This is a genomic window from Sulfitobacter sp. CW3 (assembly GCF_019392245.1).
Taxonomy (GTDB): Bacteria; Pseudomonadota; Alphaproteobacteria; order Rhodobacterales; family Rhodobacteraceae; genus Sulfitobacter.
This window is the reverse complement of sequence record NZ_JAHXRL010000530.1, coordinates 1-240: the sequence shown is the minus strand read 5'-3', so window position 1 is coordinate 240 and position 240 is coordinate 1. Positions and strand designations below refer to the sequence as shown.

Below are 240 nucleotides of genomic sequence, written 5' to 3'. Positions count from 1 at the left end.
CGCGGCCTCGGCGTCGGCGGGGCCGTGGCGCTGGGCATCCTCGGCGGCGTCGTGGCCGGCAGCGCCATCGCGTCGGCCAGCAACGGGCCCTACCCGGGTCGCCCCGTCTACGCCGCGCCCGACCCCTATGGCGCCTGCCACGTCGAGCGACGCGCGTACATCGACCCGTACGGGTACGAGCACGTCCGGCAGGTCGAGGTCTGCGAGTAGGCCGGCCGCGCCCCGGAGGTCGCGGAACGC

Annotated in this window: 1 protein-coding gene; it reads left to right on the top strand. The window is 77.1% G+C overall.

The genetic code is table 11. The features are described from left to right. Positions 1-210: hypothetical protein (locus tag KZZ06_RS22105; RefSeq protein WP_219582045.1), on the top strand; the 210-nt coding region annotated here is incomplete at its 5' end. Positions 211-240 lie beyond the last annotated feature (30 nt).